8 protein-coding genes are annotated in these 15,943 nt (G+C 40.2%); all 8 read right to left on the reverse strand.

Features of this window, described 5'->3' with window-relative positions; genetic code table 11:
• Positions 1-20: 20 nt before the first annotated feature.
• Positions 21-2,624 carry a stalk domain-containing protein gene (locus tag QFZ80_RS33415; RefSeq protein ID WP_307563034.1) on the reverse strand — a complete coding sequence of 868 codons (2,604 nt, stop codon included), beginning with the start codon at positions 2,622-2,624 and terminating at the stop codon, positions 21-23.
• 198 nt (positions 2,625-2,822) lie between these two features.
• Positions 2,823-3,062: a hypothetical protein gene (locus QFZ80_RS33420; protein ID WP_307563036.1), complete on the reverse strand. Its 240-nt coding sequence runs from the start codon at positions 3,060-3,062 to the stop codon at positions 2,823-2,825.
• Between the two features lie 191 nt (positions 3,063-3,253).
• Positions 3,254-4,459 carry a methionine adenosyltransferase gene (gene metK, locus QFZ80_RS33425; RefSeq protein ID WP_307563038.1) on the reverse strand — a complete coding sequence of 402 codons (1,206 nt, stop codon included), beginning with the start codon at positions 4,457-4,459 and terminating at the stop codon, positions 3,254-3,256.
• Between the two features lie 338 nt (positions 4,460-4,797).
• Positions 4,798-5,070 carry an alpha/beta-type small acid-soluble spore protein gene (locus tag QFZ80_RS33430; protein ID WP_029194931.1) on the reverse strand — a complete coding sequence of 91 codons (273 nt, stop codon included), beginning with the start codon at positions 5,068-5,070 and terminating at the stop codon, positions 4,798-4,800.
• A gap of 203 nt (positions 5,071-5,273) precedes the next feature.
• On the reverse strand, positions 5,274-5,663 hold the full coding sequence (locus QFZ80_RS33435) for a hypothetical protein (protein ID WP_307563041.1): 390 nt from the start codon (positions 5,661-5,663) through the stop codon (positions 5,274-5,276).
• Between the two features lie 242 nt (positions 5,664-5,905).
• A complete protein-coding gene (locus QFZ80_RS33440; protein ID WP_307563043.1) occupies positions 5,906-9,022 on the reverse strand; it encodes an S-layer homology domain-containing protein in 3,117 nt (1,038 codons plus the stop codon).
• A 353-nt stretch (positions 9,023-9,375) separates the two neighbouring features.
• Entirely contained in the window at positions 9,376-12,357 is a 2,982-nt protein-coding gene (locus QFZ80_RS33445; RefSeq protein WP_307563045.1) for an S-layer homology domain-containing protein, read from the reverse strand.
• A 283-nt stretch (positions 12,358-12,640) separates the two neighbouring features.
• Positions 12,641-15,622: an S-layer homology domain-containing protein gene (locus QFZ80_RS33450; RefSeq protein WP_307563045.1), complete on the reverse strand. Its 2,982-nt coding sequence runs from the start codon at positions 15,620-15,622 to the stop codon at positions 12,641-12,643.
• Positions 15,623-15,943: the final 321 nt, after the last annotated feature.

A 15,943-nucleotide genomic window follows, 5' to 3' on the forward strand; every position in this document is an offset into this window, starting at 1 on the left:
CCGTGTACTTCTAGCACTATTTATTCGATCGTAATCCCATAATTTTTGGGTTCCCAGCCTACTTTAAAGCCTAATTTCTCTGAAATGAGTCGCAAAGGCACCATCGTCACATTATTCATGATTTTAGGAGACACTTCAGCGGTCACACGATCTCCGTTTACAAGCAGATCAGCATTATCAATCCACAGGTCAATCAGCTTGTCACCTCGAATAACGGTTACCTTCCGCTCTTTGTCATCCCACTTCACATTACCGCCTAATGCTTCTGTTACGAAACGAAGAGGAACTAACGTATTATCATTCACAATCGTCGGAGCCTGCTCTAATGTATAGGATTTATCATTCAGTGTCGCTTGTTTCTTATTCACAGTCAATTTTACCGCATTTTTCGGTAGAGCGGCTAGCTGTCCTTTGTAAATGAAAGAGATATCATCGATATTAATTTTCCCTTTTGGGGCCCTTTCATCCTGTCCATTCGCTGGATTAGCGATATATACACTCTTAATTTTGATCGGAAATTTGAGGTCGGACACATCAGCCGTTACCTTGCGCCAGCCTGTCCAGTTCATATTTTCAGTGAAACTTACGTAATTCAACTTCCCATTCGCATCAATGATTTCTGCGCGCACCCAGTTAAAGCTTCCGTCACCGAGCACTTTGGCAGTGATAAACTCCGGCTCTCCTTCAATCTGAACACCGTTCATCCCATCGAATCTAGCGTAAGCTGCTTTGGTACCTGTTCCTTTTGTAAAATCATACGAAATTTCTAGACTCTTGTTCCCGCTATTTGGCACAATATTAACAGCTGAAACAACCTCGGCTGGATACTTATCGCCTGTTGTCATAACTGCAAACTTATCTAGATCGTACCAAACCTTCTCCTGACCAACAGGCAATGTAACCATCGTGCTATAACCATCATATCTCGCAATAACCTGAGCCGCCTGAGAGCCCGAAGCGCTATCCACATGAAGAATACCGTCTTTCAGAGACCCTTTAACCCCACTTAGCTCCCAAGTTGCTGATGCCGCCGGCAATTCGCGTGTTGCACCACTCCTAGTCGTTACCGATATAGGCAGCTTGAAATCCCCGCCTTCTGTCAGTGAAAAGGCTCCTGAATTAAATTTCATGGAAGTAATCTGATTTCTTCCGACAACCTCGACGTCCATGGATGCTGAACCTTTGCCTGACTTGGCAATGATTTGGGTCTTGCCAGGCAATGTCGGTGTAAACACATTATCTTTGAACGCTCCAATCGTCGTGGAACTACTCCACTGTGGAACAATGCCCTCTACGGAAATCGGATTATAATAGTCATCATAAGCTTTAAATTGATAAGTGCTGGATTCATTCATAAATAAAATATTTTGACCTTTTAAAATAAGTCCCTTCAAATCGCCCTTCGGTGCCGTCGAATACACACCCACACCATTTACAACGGAACGCTGATTGCCATTCTCTGTTTTATTAACTAGCTTCGGATCAAAATCTCCGAGAGGTCTTGAAACCATCTGCGTCGATCCCCCGCCATCCAGAACCATCCCTCTCCAAACACCAGCACTAATCATAAACTGCTGAAGCTCGGGGAGCGTCATCCCTGCACTGCCTGCACTGCGATCCGAAGTAATGATATAAGCCGTCTTCATATCTTTGGAATAGCCTATTGCCGTTCGGGAACGTGGGCTATAGCCACTGAAATCGCCAATATTACGTGTAAAATAACTCGGCTTTGCCTCATCCACTAGCAGTGTGCTGCCGCCAATGAGCATTTTAAAATTCTTCCAATCATACGTCTTAGACGCATCATGCGGGACCATATCATATTTGGTAGTGATCTTATCTCCGACTTTGAGGTGATTTACAATAAACTCCCTGGCAAGACCAGAGCCTCTGAGGATATAGCCATCTGCTGGAGCAACCATTTTAATATTCGTATCTACGGCAATTTCCTTGACTACATCATTCTGTATGAGTGCTTCAGTTGGAACATGGGTTCCATCAACTGCACGCTGCGTTAAAGCCCAGGCATTCGTATAGAGGAAAAGTCCGTCTGCGATCATCGCGACATCATTGTCGTCCCAATAATACGTTTTGTTCACACCGCCAAGCTCAAAAGAAGTCCCGTCCTTCGCCGTCACCCTGCCTTGAAAATCAAAAATATCAATAATCGGTTGATTCGTATTCGTAATCGCAAAAGAATAAAGTCCAGATATTTTCGCAGGGGTTGCCATTACTTGACCATTCGTGATTTGCGCGCCTTCTGGAACACCTTCCGCCTGTGTATTGAAGAAATCCCCATTCACACCTGCCACGGCACCGGTATCCTTCACCATACCCAAAACACTCTGGTTCTTCGTGAACTGATTCTTCGTCCCAGCCATTGCGTCTATCTTAACGTTCGGATTCGTCAAATCGACTTCTACCACATTGGCGTTCACCGATACGTCCTTATTGCTTCTAGTAGTCTTCCAAATGTAATTCTTCATAATTGCACCAGATGTAATCGTCTCCTGCGAACTAAGTGTCAACGTCGGCCCTGCCGCGTTTACCGTAGTCCCCGCAACCAATTGCCATACCAATGCGCAAGCCAGCGCACCCATTCCTACTTGCTTTTGTACCATCATGCTGCTTTTCCACTCTCCTCTTTCAGTTTAAGTCTAGTATCTATCTTTTCGGATATCTATATAGACTCTTAAACTAGTGAAAAAGTTACGATCTAAGAGAAGTTGTATTTATACGTCAAAAATATGACCACGAGCCAGCAAAAGAAAAGAGAGCACGACCCTACTCGGATCTGCTCTCTGCTTGAGATACGTGACATTTTATTTAGACCATTTAAGCTTAGCTTCTTGCTCAATCGACCTAGCGGATAATAGTTCAATAATCGAATGCTGCTGCTCTTGAATAAGCTCCATCCTTTTCACTGTTTCATTGGTTTCCAATACAGCTTGCTTTATTTGAGCTTGTTCCAATTCCATTCTGTCTAATCTGTCTATCACTGGTAATAATTCAGCCCTAAGTAACGCGGTTAATGCTTCTTTCAAGTCATTATCCAACATCATCACTCCCGATCCAATTACTTAATTCTGTTTTACGATTATACCATAATACTCAAACTTAGAGCATCTTCGGACTATATAATTATTATACCATAAAATAGAAATTAAAACAAACATATGTTCTCGTATTGTTGTAATTCTTAGTTATCATAAAATGCAAAAAAGTCGCCCAATAAGGACGACTTCCATAAATTTTAAACCAATGCTTGTGTTTTCAAAGACTCAGCTTTGTCTGTACGCTCCCAAGGAACATCCAGATCATTACGGCCAAAGTGACCATAAGCAGCTGTTTGACGGTAGATTGGACGACGCAGGTCAAGCTCTTTAATGATGCCCGCAGGACGAAGATCAAAGTTAGTATGAATCAGCTCAACAAGCTTCTCTTCACTTACTTTACCTGTTCCAAAAGTATCCACAGCAATGGACACTGGACGAGCTACACCAATAGCATATGCTAATTGAACTTCACATTTTTCAGCAAGTCCAGCTGCTACAATGTTTTTCGCAACATAACGCGCTGCGTAAGCACCGGAACGGTCAACTTTCGTTGGATCCTTACCAGAGAATGCGCCACCGCCGTGACGAGCATAACCACCGTAAGTATCAACGATGATTTTACGACCTGTCAAACCAGCATCCCCTTGAGGTCCGCCAATTACGAAACGGCCAGTTGGGTTAATGAAATAGTTTGTATTCTCATCCAGCAAATGAGCTGGAACGATTGGGTTAATGACATGTTCTTTAATATCTTTTTGGATTTGCTCCAATGTAACTTCTTCGCCATGCTGTGTGGATACAACAATCGCATCAACACGAACTGGTTTATCATCGACATACTCAACCGTTACTTGTGTTTTACCGTCCGGACGCAGGTATGGAAGAGTTCCATTTTTACGAACTTCCGTCAAACGACGAGCCAATTGGTGAGAAATCGAGATTGGAAGAGGCATAAGCTCAGGCGTTTCGTTAACCGCGAATCCGAACATCAGACCTTGGTCACCAGCACCGATTGCGTCAATTTCCTCATCAGACATCGAACCTTCTCTTGCTTCAAGGGCTCTGTTAACACCTTGTGCAATGTCAGGGGATTGTTCATTCAAAGAAACGAGAACCGCACAAGTTTGGGAGTCAAAACCATACTTCGCACGCGTATAACCAATATCCTTAATTGTTTGTCTAGCGATCGCTTGAATATCAACATATTCAGAGCTTGAAGTAATCTCACCGATTACCAAAACCAAACCAGTTGCTACAGATACCTCACATGCTACACGAGCATTCGGATCATTGGCAAGAAATGCATCCAATACCGAGTCAGAAATTTGGTCACAAATTTTATCCGGATGACCTTCTGTTACGGATTCGGATGTAAATAAACGACGTCCACGTACTTGCGCCATATCATTCATCCTCCTAATATCATTTAGTATGTTTGAAAAGCTTCTACACGATGCCTCTATATGAAAAAAAGTGGGCCCGGCTTTAGCGGCAGCTTTTCACGCCAAACGGAATCCCTCTTTTGCGCTCAAGCGCTAACAAGATCCTTGAATTCCGCAATGGTAAAAATTAGAATCAAACAGTAAACCCAGTAATCATGAATAAAGACAACAAAAAAATGAACCTTTCCCGATTGGAAAAGGTTAAATTAAATATTGACCTTCAATTAGTTATCTTACGTCATTTGTCGTCTAGTGTCAATGCAGCAAACCGTGAAGAAATTATGAATAATTCATCAAATCTATAAAGAAAATAGTGCTTCTTCTGCTTTCTGAATCAGTCTTTTAGTAATCGTTCCCCCTACTGCTCCTGCATCTCGCGATGAGATATGTCCCCAGTAGTCTTCTTTCATTGAAGAGGAAGGAATCGAGCCCAATTCCGTCGCAAACTCCGTATCCGCATGAAGCGACATTTGCTTACCGACAGGCAAACCTAATTCAGCAGCAATCTCATACTTTAAAATATCTAATGCCTTTTTCGATTCAGGAACCACTTTATTATTGTTTCTAGCCATAACAAACGCCTCCTTAGAGTTTTTGTTGTGATTACGACACTACATAAGCAATTGCCGATGATGTGAGTACATCACTAGTATGGCTAGATTCCTGAAGTCGAACCGCATAAGAACTTGTCAGATTGGGTAAAATTATGGAGAAGAGTTTTATTGAAATACGACCAAATGAACAAACATTTTAGTTTTAAAATTTGCAAAAAACTTTATTGAGCAACCTTACTTCCGTCGGCATTCAACAATAAATAGCTTCCGCGTACCATGACAAAGATGTCCGCCGTATTCTTAGGCGATGACTTAATACCACGGCCCTCGGCCGGGAAGATCAAAAGATGATTCAGCGCGACTTCCGTCCCCACTGAAAGATCTTTGCCTCCCGTTACATCCGGGATGCCATTTTCATCGTTGCTCACGGCGAGTACCCTGCCAGTTCGCACGATAAACTCGGCGCCAGCACCGGCGTAAAGCGTTTGTCCATTTTGCAATTGGACAACCTTCATTGTCGCTGGCGTGGAAGTGCCCGTGCCTCCGTTACTCCCGCTAGGCTGGCCTGCGCCAGCATTGGCCGCGATCGCGGAGGCGACAATCTCCTTCACCTTTGCTTCGCTTAAGGTGTTCTGGTCGAAGTAGCTCTTTGTGATCACCGGGTCGGTGGACGAGCCTGGGGTGGGGGCTTCGGCTTGGGATGTGGTAAATAATGTTAGTACATTAAAGAAAGTTATTAGTAAAACTATTGATCTAAAACTTAATAAGTAATTCACTAAGCATTACTCTCCTTAATTTATTAAGTAAAAAACAAGAAGACCCTCATCGAGGGTCTTCTTAACTCCAAATTCTATTAAGGAGTTTGATCAATTGTTACTACAGTTGTAGCTGATTTACCATTGCTTGTAACTGCTTTAAGAACGAATTCTTTAACAGTACCAGTAATAGTTACAGCACCAGTTGTTTGATCTACAGTAACAGTACCAGTTCCAACTTTACCAGTTACAGTGTAAAGAAGACCTAATACATTTTGGTATTTAGGAATCTCAGCATCAGTGTACTCAATTCCATAACTATCATTAACTGTTAAGTTAAGAATAGCTTCTGTAGTTGACGATGTAGCACCGTATGCAAGTTCAATACCAGTATTTCCAGCTTTAATTGTTGCTACCGTAGGAGCATCAGTTTTTACGTTGATTGTATTAGTCGTAAGCTCTTTAATTTCACCATTAGCTGCTTTAAACACTACTGTTACTGTAGCAGAACCAGCTTTGTTACCAACAACATTTACTTTACCGGCTGCTGAACCATAAACTGCATTCACAACACTTGGAGCAGATGAACTTGCGCCAATTACGCGGTCGGATGGAATAGCAACTTTATCGCCTGATCCATCTTTAGCAGTTACTTCAAGAGTCCTACCAAGACTGGACAAGTAATTATTTGTAACGTCATCAGCATGCTTATAAGTGCTGTCTAAGTATGCATAGAGATCTACAACTGAATTCAATGCATAAGTTAGATTGCTATCATTAGCAATTGTTTTAATGGAAGCAGTTTGGTTTTTGATCAGTCTATCTTTAGTGCGATCTGCAGAATTCACAATTTCAACTAGATCAACTGAAATTTTAGCTTCACCACTTGTGTTGTTGATTGTATTAAACTTAAAGCCTTTGTTGAAACCTTTGAAAGATGTTGCCAAAGCAACATTAGCAGACGCATCATCTGTAATTACATATTCAGCTTGTCGAGTTGCCCATGCACTATCTTTACCTACAACTGTAGCATAAGTGGAACCTGTTACTGTTGTTTTAACAGCATATTTTCCAGCTAAGCTTGATTTAGCAGAATCAAGAGTAGCACCGTATTGATCTTTTACCACTAGAACAAACTCAGAGGAAGCACCAAGCACTGCTTTTGCAGCAGGAGCTGTAGCTACTACAACTGTAGAAGGTTTGCGAGCTTCATTAACTTGGTAGCTTTGCGTAGCATTAGTTTGGATGCCAGCAGTATAGATACCTGCGTTAACAAACACAATTCCTCTTTCAGCAGTTGTTACTTCATCCAACTTAAGCTTACCTTTGTTTTCGCCGTTTTCAACGATACCCGTTACTGTACCTGATGCATTAGTAACACCGCTAATAGTCGCGCCAGAGACTTGAATGGAAATTCTTCCGTCTTTAGCATTAGCTACGATATCATCAGCAGATAATGTATTTCCAGCAGCATCATATGCGATAATTGGAACATATTTGTCTTTATCACCTTCAGCAAGTACACCAGAAAGAGATCCAATCTCAATTTTATTTGCTGTTTTTGCAGATTTAACGCTAACTTTTGCAGTTTCAGAGGAGGATCCCACATATACAGTTACTGTAAAATCAGCATCTTTTTCTACATTTTTCTTAAGGTTTACTTTGATTTTATCAAGATCATCCGTATTTGTTTCAACAGACTCGAATGAGTATGGAGTAACAATTACAGTAGCTTTGTAGCTGCTTGAAATTACACCAGCGCCATCTGTGAATGCTGCTTTGGATGCTTTATCGCCATATTGGTCAAATCTTGTAATAGCAATTTCTGCAGATTGATCTTTTTCAGTCAGAGCAGTTTGGCTATTAGGATATTTCACAGCTCCAAGCTGAATTTTGGATACGATTGGAGCAATACCGATTTTGAAAGTTCTTTGTACAGCAACAGATGAATTTGTAAAGAATACATTAATTGGTAGAACGGACACTTCTGGTTGCGTATCTACAGATGTTCCATCTAATCTCTTAGTGTTAACATCTAGTTCAAGAAGGCCAGTATCATCGTTTCTTGTTAGGTTTTTGGATACACCATTTACATATGCAGTGTAGCTTCCGCCTGTGTAAGAAGCATTTTCACCGTATTGATTAGATGCTTTAACTTGAATGATAACACTTGGACTTTGAGCAATTTTCTCGCTTGCATTTACAAAATCCAATTTTGTAACTTTTTCATTTTCAGCAGTAAATTCACCGCTTACTTTATCAACGGCTGTCGCATCTAAACCTGAGACAGTAGCAGTATATTTACCTTCTGTAATTTTAACATCTGTAAGAGTCAAAGTAGCTGTTTTCTTGTCATCAGACCATACAGTAGTTGTAGTAACTGCTTGAGTTCCTTTAGTCAATGCAACTTTAGCTTTAGTATCGTCAACTGGTTTGTTGAAAGTAACAGTTACTTTTTGAACGCCTGTTGCTTTAGCTTCAGTTACGGATACTTTACCAGGAGATACATATTGAGCTTTCGCTTCGTATGCACCAGTCAAAAGAAGGTCGCGAGTTGCGTTTCCTTGACCACCGAATTTGCCATCAGCGCCAGCAGGAAGAAGTTTCAATTCAAGAGCCAATGCTACATAGCCTTGTGCCCAGCCAGAAACAGTTGTATCAGTACCTGTTTTTGCTTTTGCTTCAGCATCTTTACCTAGTACGCGAACCAAGAAAGTCGCAAGTTGTTCTTTTGTTACTTTACCAGCTGGGTTGTATTGACCTTCAGCATAGCCATCAGTGATTCCAGCAGTTTTCAAAGCTTCGATGAAAGGAAGTGCGTAGCCATTAGCTGCGTCATCTACTTTAACATCAGAGAAGCTGGAAGTTTTAAGATCTTTGTTTACTTCGATACCAGTGATCAAAGCTGCAACTTTTGCGAATTGAGCGCGGTTCATTTCGTCTTTAAGACCAAATGTAGTTTCGCTCACTCCATCAAAAATACCTGCGCTGATCAATGCATCGAATTTCGCTTTTGTAGCTGCGTCAAGATCTTTAAGATCTGTGAAGTCAGCAGATGTTTTACCGAATGCTACGGAAGAAAACATGGATAATGCCATTGCTGTAGAAAGAATTACGGATAAACTTTTTTTCATAACCTTTTTTTCTCCTCCTTGAATATCTTTGGTTTTATTTTTTAGGTTGAATCTAACAATATTTGAGCTCGATTTACTCATTGTTTGGTTCACCCCCTTTCCAGAGTTAGAGCATAATATAACTAAGTTCGCGTGCAGCTCTTGTGGCTGCATTGGAAACTAGTAAACTTAAAGTAGGAAAATAGACACTCACACCAATTTACATTATACAATGGTCGATTAGCGTCGTAAAGAATTATTTTCTAATAATAATTAGCCGTAACTAATTTTCTTATTTTCATAGTATTAAACGCAGTATTTCTAAAAAAGTTGCGCTTTTGTTTTTTTTTTTATAAATACTTTTGGTTTACGAGCAAGTAATCATTTTATTTGAATTAGAAAAAGCGCCCCGTGCTAGTTATGCACAGGACGCTTTTTAATAAATTACTTATAAATTAGTCGATTACCGTTACCAGTGTAGTAGCTGTTTTTCCGTTGTTAGAAATTGCTTTCAACGTAAACTCAGTTACACCTGCTCCAATTGTTACCGCACCTGTTGTTTGGTCAACAGATACCGTACCACCTGTTACACCAGACACTGTGTATACTAGACCACCTGTCAATAGCTTGTAGCCATCGATGTTTGTACCTTTATACTCAATGCCATAGTTGTCTGTAAGCGCTAGGTCCATGATGTCATAAACCGCTGGCACTGCATCATTATCAACTGTTTTTGTTGTGTTTCCAGCAGTTAAGGAAGCCACTGCAACAGCGTCACCTTTAACTTTTACTGATGTTGTCATGTCCTTCACTTCACCATTCGCAGCAGTAAAGGTCACTGTCACATTAGCTGTACCTGCTTTATAACCATTTAACTTAGCTTTACCAGCTGGATCAAACGTTACTTTCAACACATTTGAATCAGAAGAAGTTACACCAACAATGCGATCTTGTGGAATCACTACATTGTTTCCTGCATTATCTTTCGCAGTAATCTCAAGTGTTCTTCCCGTTAAAAGTGTTAATGGAGCATCTTTTTGACCCGTTGTTAACTGGGAACTATCTAATGCTGCGTAGAGATCACTTACAGCTGTTAATGCGTAAGTTAATTCTGTGCTTGATGCTACAGTTTCAATGGATTTTGTAACTTTCTTAATTTCTTTATCTTTTGTACGGTCGGCAGGATTTACAATCTCAACCAATTGTGCTGTAAATTCCATTTTACCAGCATCGCCGTCTGTGTTAAATACAAAGCCTTTATTGAAACCAGTAAATGCATTGCCTGAGTACTCTTGATTATTTGCGTAAACATAATCTGCATCCTGACCATCAATTGTACCGTATGCCGCTCCAGTTACCGATGTTTTCAAAGCATATTTGTTTAGAAGACCTGCTCTTCCATCCAATGTCTCACCGAACTGGTCTTTAACAACTAGTTTGAATTTAGAGTCAGCACCCAAAATCGCTTTGGAAGCAGGGTCTGTTACAACTGTGATTGTTACAGGCTTGCGTCCTTCTTGTACTGTAAATTGTTCTGTATCGTTATTTTGAGTTTCAGAAGAGTAAATACCTACATTCAAGAACACAATACCTCTTTCAGTAGCGTCAATTGTCGCAAGTTTCAGTTGGCCTTTGTGCTCGCCACTTTCAACGATACCTGTGTTTGCTCCACCAACAGTTACTGTTGCAATTCCTGTACCTGTAGCCAATGTAGCTCCAGATGTTTGAATAGTAAATCTACCTTCTTTAGCATTCGTAACAATATCCTCAGCAGACAGTTTGTTTCCAGCTGCATCATATGCTACAAGTGTAATATATTTATTTGTATCCGCTTCTGCGATAGTCCCTGTATAGGGTGCAATCTCAACTTTATTTGCTACTTTTGAAGATTTAACACTTACTGTTTTTGTTGCAGATGCACTGCCTACATACGTTGTCAAAGTAAAGTCTGTATCTTTCTCTACATTTTTAGATAGAGTTACTTTTACCTTACCCCAATCTGTAACAGCTTTATCGATTGTGAATGCATCATTGCTATACGGTGTAACAATTACTTCTGCCTTCATATCTGCAGCGCCTGTGTAATCACTTGCAATGGCATCTCCATATTGGTCAATACGTGTTACTGCAATTTCAGCTACTTCACCTTTATTCATCAATGCTTTTGCATTGTTTGGATAGCTCACATCACCTAGTTCAACTTTTGTTACATAGGGAGCAGTACCAATTTTAAATGTTTTTTGTACAGATACTGAAGAGTTTGTGAAAAATACGTTAACTGGCAATACACTAACTTCTGGTTGTGATGGATTTCCACCAACAGTAGTGGTGTCTACATTTAGCTCAAGAAGCCCTGTATCATCATTTCTAGTCAAATTAGCTGTCGAACCGTTAACGTATGCTGTATAACTGCCACCAATGAACGATGCATTTTCGCCATATTGATTTACAGCTTTCAACTTCATTTTAACATGATTGCTAAGGGCGATTTTCTCACTTGCATTTACGAAATCAATTTTTGTGACTTTTTCATTTTCTGCTGTAAAGTTAGCAGTTGCTTTATCTACTGCTGCCGCGTCTAATCCAGAAAGACTTACGCTATAATTGCCTTCAGTAATTTTATAGTCAGTTAGTGTCAACACTGCTGATTTTTTATCTTCTGTAAATTTAACCGTTGATGCAACAGCAAGTGTACCTTTTGTTAGAGCAAGAGTTGCTTTTGCTGTATCTACTGGCTTGTTGAAGCTTACAGTTACTTGTTGTACGCCAGTTGCTTTCGCGCCAGTTACAGATACTTTACCAGCTGGTACGTATTGTTGTTTCGCTTCGTATGCACCAGTCACAAGCAGATCGCGAGTTGCGTTTGTCATACCGCCGAATTTACCGTCAGTGCCATTGGAAAGAAGTTTAAGTTCAAGTGCAAGAGCTACATAGCCTTGTGCCCAACCAGAAACCGTTGTGTCTGTACCTGTTTTGCCTTTAGCTGCTGCATCTTGACCAAGAACACGAACCAAGAAAGTAGCGAGTTGTTCTTTTGTTACTTTACCAGCTGGGTTGTATTGACCTTCAGCATAACCATCAGTTACGCCAGCTGTTTTCAAAGCTTCGATGTAAGGAAGTGCATAACCATTTGCTGCATCGGTTACACTAACGTCAGTGAATGTGGATGTTTTCAAGTCTTTGTTTACTTCAAGACCCATGATCAATGCCGCTACTTTCGCGAATTGTGCACGGTTCATTTCGTCTTTCAGACCGAAAGTTGTTTCTGTCACGCCGTCAAAAATACCAGCAGTGATCATGGCATCAAATTTCACTTTTGTTGCTGCATCCAGGTCTTTCAAGTCTGTAAAGTCAGCAGATGTTTTACCAAATGCGACGGACGAGAACATGGAAAGAGCCATAGCGGATGTAAGAACTACGGATAGTGTTTTCTTCATAAAGGTTTGTTTCCTCCTAATATTTTTTAAGTTTTTGTTATAAAAACTTATAACCAACGGGGCGACAGTTGAATCAAGGCATGACTCTATGTAGCTTCGCGTCTATCACCTTGGCTACATGAATTAGTATACGTGACTGTATGCATTATTTCATTGATAAGTATTTTCCAATTGCAATACTTATTTCTACTCGATTATTTTTGCATAACTTCATAGACTAAAAAAAACAAAAAGCGTCCTGTGCAAGATAAGCACAAGACGCTTTTTAAAAATCACTTATAAATTAATCGATTACCGTTACCAGTGTAGTAGCTGTTTTTCCGTTGTTAGAAATTGCTTTCAACGTAAACTCAGTTACACCTGCTCCAATTGTTACCGCACCTGTTGTTTGGTCAACAGATACCGTGCCACCTGTTACACCAGACACTGTGTATACTAGACCACCTGTCAATAGCTTGTAGCCATCGATGTTTGTACCTTTATACTCAATGCCATAGTTGTCTGTAAGCGCTAGGTCCATGATGTCATAAACCGCTGGCACTGCATCATTATCAACTGTTTTTGTTGTGTTTCCAGCAGTTAAGGAAGCCACTGCAACAGCGTCACCTTTAACTTTTACTGATGTTGTCATGTCCTTCACTTCACCATTCGCAGCAGTAAAGGTCACTGTCACATTAGCTGTACCTGCTTTATAACCATTTAACTTAGCTTTACCAGCTGGATCAAACGTTACTTTCAACACATTTGAATCAGAAGAAGTTACACCAACAATGCGATCTTGTGGAATCACTACATTGTTTCCTGCATTATCTTTCGCAGTAATCTCAAGTGTTCTTCCCGTTAAAAGTGTTAATGGAGCATCTTTTTGACCCGTTGTTAACTGGGAACTATCTAATGCTGCGTAGAGATCACTTACAGCTGTTAATGCGTAAGTTAATTCTGTGCTTGATGCTACAGTTTCAATGGATTTTGTAACTTTCTTAATTTCTTTATCTTTTGTACGGTCGGCAGGATTTACAATCTCAACCAATTGTGCTGTAAATTCCATTTTACCAGCATCGCCGTCTGTGTTAAATACAAAGCCTTTATTGAAACCAGTAAATGCATTGCCTGAGTACTCTTGATTATTTGCGTAAACATAATCTGCATCCTGACCATCAATTGTACCGTATGCCGCTCCAGTTACCGATGTTTTCAAAGCATATTTGTTTAGAAGACCTGCTCTTCCATCCAATGTCTCACCGAACTGGTCTTTAACAACTAGTTTGAATTTAGAGTCAGCACCCAAAATCGCTTTGGAAGCAGGGTCTGTTACAACTGTGATTGTTACAGGCTTGCGTCCTTCTTGTACTGTAAATTGTTCTGTATCGTTATTTTGAGTTTCAGAAGAGTAAATACCTACATTCAAGAACACAATACCTCTTTCAGTAGCGTCAATTGTCGCAAGTTTCAGTTGGCCTTTGTGCTCGCCACTTTCAACGATACCTGTGTTTGCTCCACCAACAGTTACTGTTGCAATTCCTGTACCTGTAGCCAATGTAGCTCCAGATGTTTGAATAGTAAATCTACCTTCTTTAGCATTCGTAACAATATCCTCAGCAGACAGTTTGTTTCCAGCTGCATCATATGCTACAAGTGTAATATATTTATTTGTATCCGCTTCTGCGATAGTCCCTGTATAGGGTGCAATCTCAACTTTATTTGCTACTTTTGAAGATTTAACACTTACTGTTTTTGTTGCAGATGCACTGCCTACATACGTTGTCAAAGTAAAGTCTGTATCTTTCTCTACATTTTTAGATAGAGTTACTTTTACCTTACCCCAATCTGTAACAGCTTTATCGATTGTGAATGCATCATTGCTATACGGTGTAACAATTACTTCTGCCTTCATATCTGCAGCGCCTGTGTAATCACTTGCAATGGCATCTCCATATTGGTCAATACGTGTTACTGCAATTTCAGCTACTTCACCTTTATTCATCAATGCTTTTGCATTGTTTGGATAGCTCACATCACCTAGTTCAACTTTTGTTACATAGGGAGCAGTACCAATTTTAAATGTTTTTTGTACAGATACTGAAGAGTTTGTGAAAAATACGTTAACTGGCAATACACTAACTTCTGGTTGTGATGGATTTCCACCAACAGTAGTGGTGTCTACATTTAGCTCAAGAAGCCCTGTATCATCATTTCTAGTCAAATTAGCTGTCGAACCGTTAACGTATGCTGTATAACTGCCACCAATGAACGATGCATTTTCGCCATATTGATTTACAGCTTTCAACTTCATTTTAACATGATTGCTAAGGGCGATTTTCTCACTTGCATTTACGAAATCAATTTTTGTGACTTTTTCATTTTCTGCTGTAAAGTTAGCAGTTGCTTTATCTACTGCTGCCGCGTCTAATCCAGAAAGACTTACGCTATAATTGCCTTCAGTAATTTTATAGTCAGTTAGTGTCAACACTGCTGATTTTTTATCTTCTGTAAATTTAACCGTTGATGCAACAGCAAGTGTACCTTTTGTTAGAGCAAGAGTTGCTTTTGCTGTATCTACTGGCTTGTTGAAGCTTACAGTTACTTGTTGTACGCCAGTTGCTTTCGCGCCAGTTACAGATACTTTACCAGCTGGTACGTATTGTTGTTTCGCTTCGTATGCACCAGTCACAAGCAGATCGCGAGTTGCGTTTGTCATACCGCCGAATTTACCGTCAGTGCCATTGGAAAGAAGTTTAAGTTCAAGTGCAAGAGCTACATAGCCTTGTGCCCAACCAGAAACCGTTGTGTCTGTACCTGTTTTGCCTTTAGCTGCTGCATCTTGACCAAGAACACGAACCAAGAAAGTAGCGAGTTGTTCTTTTGTTACTTTACCAGCTGGGTTGTATTGACCTTCAGCATAACCATCAGTTACGCCAGCTGTTTTCAAAGCTTCGATGTAAGGAAGTGCATAACCATTTGCTGCATCGGTTACACTAACGTCAGTGAATGTGGATGTTTTCAAGTCTTTGTTTACTTCAAGACCCATGATCAATGCCGCTACTTTCGCGAATTGTGCACGGTTCATTTCGTCTTTCAGACCGAAAGTTGTTTCTGTCACGCCGTCAAAAATACCAGCAGTGATCATGGCATCAAATTTCACTTTTGTTGCTGCATCCAGGTCTTTCAAGTCTGTAAAGTCAGCAGATGTTTTACCAAATGCGACGGACGAGAACATGGAAAGAGCCATAGCGGATGTAAGAACTACGGATAGTGTTTTCTTCATAAAGGTTTGTTTCCTCCTAATATTTTTTAAGTTTTTGTTATAAAAACTTATAACCAACGGGGCGACAGTTGAATCAAGGCATGACTCTATGTAGCTTCGCGTCTATCACCTTGGCTACATGGATTAGTATACGTGACTGTATGCATAATTTCATTGATAAGTATTTTCCAATTAAATCGATTTAATAGTAAAAAACCTATCACCTCTTGTACAAATTTTATCTACTTAATAAACTTATAGTTTTATTGTGAAGTAAATAAGTAGAGAAGCTGAGTGCCAGCTAAAAACTAGCTTAAATAAACCTGAATAGTTTCCATGCAA

This window comes from Paenibacillus sp. V4I7 (genome assembly GCF_030817275.1).
Taxonomy (GTDB): Bacteria; Bacillota; Bacilli; order Paenibacillales; family NBRC-103111; genus Paenibacillus_E.

Excerpts from the sequence above, each read along its gene's own strand:
- QFZ80_RS33415 (WP_307563034.1), bottom strand. The coding sequence starts at position 2,624 with ATGATGGTACAAAAGCAAGTAGGAATGGGTGCGCTGGCTTGCGCATTG.
- QFZ80_RS33420 (WP_307563036.1), bottom strand. The coding sequence starts at position 3,062 with ATGATGTTGGATAATGACTTGAAAGAAGCATTAACCGCGTTACTTAGG.
- metK (WP_307563038.1), bottom strand. The coding sequence starts at position 4,459 with ATGGCGCAAGTACGTGGACGTCGTTTATTTACATCCGAATCCGTAACA.
- QFZ80_RS33430 (WP_029194931.1), bottom strand. The coding sequence starts at position 5,070 with ATGGCTAGAAACAATAATAAAGTGGTTCCTGAATCGAAAAAGGCATTA.
- QFZ80_RS33440 (WP_307563043.1), bottom strand. The coding sequence starts at position 9,022 with ATGAGTAAATCGAGCTCAAATATTGTTAGATTCAACCTAAAAAATAAA.
- QFZ80_RS33445 (WP_307563045.1), bottom strand. The coding sequence starts at position 12,357 with ATGAAGAAAACACTATCCGTAGTTCTTACATCCGCTATGGCTCTTTCC.
- QFZ80_RS33450 (WP_307563045.1), bottom strand. The coding sequence starts at position 15,622 with ATGAAGAAAACACTATCCGTAGTTCTTACATCCGCTATGGCTCTTTCC.